At 71.8% G+C, this 2,468-nt stretch carries 2 protein-coding genes; both read left to right on the top strand.

Annotated features, from left to right (window positions below; translation table 11 throughout):
• Positions 1-483: biosynthetic peptidoglycan transglycosylase (locus D7V80_RS40740; protein ID WP_199738993.1), on the top strand; the 483-nt coding region annotated here is incomplete at its 5' end.
• Positions 484-731: 248 nt separating this feature from the next.
• Positions 732-2,108, top strand: coding sequence for a bifunctional lysylphosphatidylglycerol flippase/synthetase MprF (locus D7V80_RS40735; RefSeq protein WP_199738992.1), 1,377 nt, complete (start codon positions 732-734; stop codon positions 2,106-2,108).
• The last annotated feature ends 360 nt before the right edge of the window (positions 2,109-2,468 follow it).

Genomic DNA, 2,468 nt, shown 5'->3' with positions numbered 1-2,468 from the left:
GTGGAGAAGGGGGAGCTGGGGCGGGGAGCGTCCACGCTCACGCAGCAGCTGGCGAAGAACCTCTGGCTGTCAACGGACCGCAGCCTGACGCGCAAGCTGAAGGAGCTGGTGCTGGCGCACCGGCTGGAGGAAGCGCTGACGAAGCAGCGCATCCTGACGCTGTACCTCAACGTGGTGGAGTGGGGGAACGGCGTGTATGGGATTGAGGCGGGGGCGCGGGAGCACTTCGGCGTGTCCGCGTCCCAGCTCTCCGTGGCGCAGGGAGCGGTGCTGGCCGCGATGCTGCCGTCTCCGCGCAAGCGCTCGCCGTCCAGCGGTTCCCGTGCGCTGTGGAAGCACGCGCACCACGTGGTGGACGCGCTCAAGACCTACAAGCGCATCAGCGCGGCGCAGGCGGAGAGCGCGCACGCGGAGGTGGACCGGCTGCTGGGCCGGGCTCCCGCGGATGGCGGTGGGGACGACGCGGAGGATGACGGTTCCTGAGCGGTATTACAGCCGGGCCCCTCCATGGGAGGGCCGCCCCATGAGGGCCCGGCTCCGGCCCTGATATCCCCGTCAAGGATGTCCCCCTGTAGTGCGTGGGAGCGGCCGGATTGGATCTCCCGCCCGCGCACTTCCACCTGGAGGCGGTGCACTTCCTCTCGGTCCGTCCCTCCAGGAGGGGCCTTGTCTCCCCGGGCGGCTTTGGCTGGCAGAGGGGCCCCGTGGGACGTAGTTTGAACGCAAACACCATGGCCGATCCCCACCAGGACCCCGCAGGCGCCCCGCGCGAACGGGTGCTGGCGCTGCTCAAGCAGCACGGCTGGAACGCGACGTCCTTCCAGGTGCTGCAGCCGGGCTTCGAGTACTGGTTCGCGCCGGAAGGGGATGGGTGCATCGCCTACGTGGACACGGGCGGCGCGTGGGTGGCGGGAGGCGGCCCCATCGCCGCGCAGGAGCGCGTGCGCGACGTGGTGGGGGCCTTCCACCGGGCGGCCCGGAGCGCGGGCAAGCGCGTGAGCTTCTTCGCCACCGAGTCGCGCTTCTCGCAGTTGGTGCCGTTCGAGGAGCTGCCCATCGGCGAGCAGCCGGTGTGGGACCCGACGAAGTGGGAAGCGGTGGTGAAGGGCAGCCGCAGCCTGCGCGAGCAGCTCCGCCGCGCGCGCTCCCATGGCGTGCGCGTGCGCGAGGTGCCCGCGGAGGTGATGGAGACGGAAGGCCACCCGCTGCGAGCCGCGGTGGAGGTGCTGGCCGAGCACTGGCTCGCGTCGCGCCGCATGGCGACCATGGGCTTCCTGGTGGGGCTGGCCCCCGGAGCCTTCGCTCGCGAGCGCCGCGCCTTCGTGGCGGAGGTGGAGGGCCGCTTGGTGGGCTTCCTGTCGGTGACGCCCGTGTACGCGCGCGACGGCTGGTTCCTCCAGGACCTGCTGCGCGAACCCACCGCGCCCAACGGCACGGCGGAGACGCTGGTGGACGCCGCGATGCGCGCCGCCGCGCTGAACGGGCGCCAGTACGTGACGCTGGGCCTGGCGCCGCTGGCGGGCCCGGTGCGGCCGTGGCTGCGCTTCGCGCGCAGCGCCGGGCGCCCGCTGTTCGACTTCGAGGGCCTGCGCTCCTTCAAGGCGAAGTTCCGCCCCGACGCGTGGGTGACGCTCTATCTGTCCCACCCGAAGGACGAGCCCGCGCCGTGGGCCATCTACGACGCGCTCCGGGCCTTCGCGCGGGGAAGCCTGGTGAAGTTCGGGCTCGTCACGCTGCTGCGCCGGCCGCGCCTCTTCGTGCGTGCGCTGACGGCGCTGCTGGTGCCGTGGACGGTGCTGCTCGCGCTGCCCATGAGCGCGCACTGGTTCCCCTCGCCGTGGGTGCAGCACGGCTGGGTGGTGTTCGACATGGGGCTCATCGCGGGACTGCTGCTGCTCCTGCGCCGCTGGCGCGACGGCCTGGCCACGCTGCTGGGGCGGCTCACCACGGCGGATGCCTGTCTGACATTGGTGCAGGCGCTCACCTTCAACGCCGCCCGGGCGCGGGGGCCATGGGACTGGAGCATCATCATCGCGTCGGTGCTCGCCCCCGCGACTGCGTCCGCCATGCTGCTGCGCTCACGCGACCTGCGCGTCCCCGAGCCTTGAATTCGTGCGCCGGGCCGTCGCGAGCCCGCGTCTCGCGAGAGCTTCGCTCCGGGCGCTTCGCGCAGCATACGGCCCGGCCTCATGGCTCGAACAGGACGGAGGGAGTTGGCCTCATCCACAAAGGCATTCCGGTGCGGATGGAGTGACGGAGGGGCCGTGGTCCGTAACATGGGATGGCATAGAATGGCCGGACTTCCAGCCATCCCCGCCCCCCTCGGGAGACTAGAGCCCCGCCGCCATGCTCCGAACCACCACGTCCGCCAGCACTTCCTTCAACGCGCATCCGGAAGGAGCTCGTCCTTCCTCCCCGACCGCGGCGGCGACGCTTCCCGCCCGCTCGAGCGTCGTCAGCCAGAGCCC

Origin of the sequence: Corallococcus sp. CA054B (assembly GCF_003611625.1) — a bacterium.
GTDB lineage: Bacteria > Myxococcota > Myxococcia > Myxococcales > Myxococcaceae > Corallococcus > Corallococcus coralloides.
The sequence above is the reverse complement of the archived record's forward strand: the minus strand, read 5'-3'. Positions and strand labels throughout refer to the sequence as shown.

Bases quoted from the DNA above. Each gene is read 5' to 3' on its own strand.
- D7V80_RS40735 (WP_199738992.1), top strand. From the start codon at position 732: ATGGCCGATCCCCACCAGGACCCCGCAGGCGCCCCGCGCGAACGGGTG.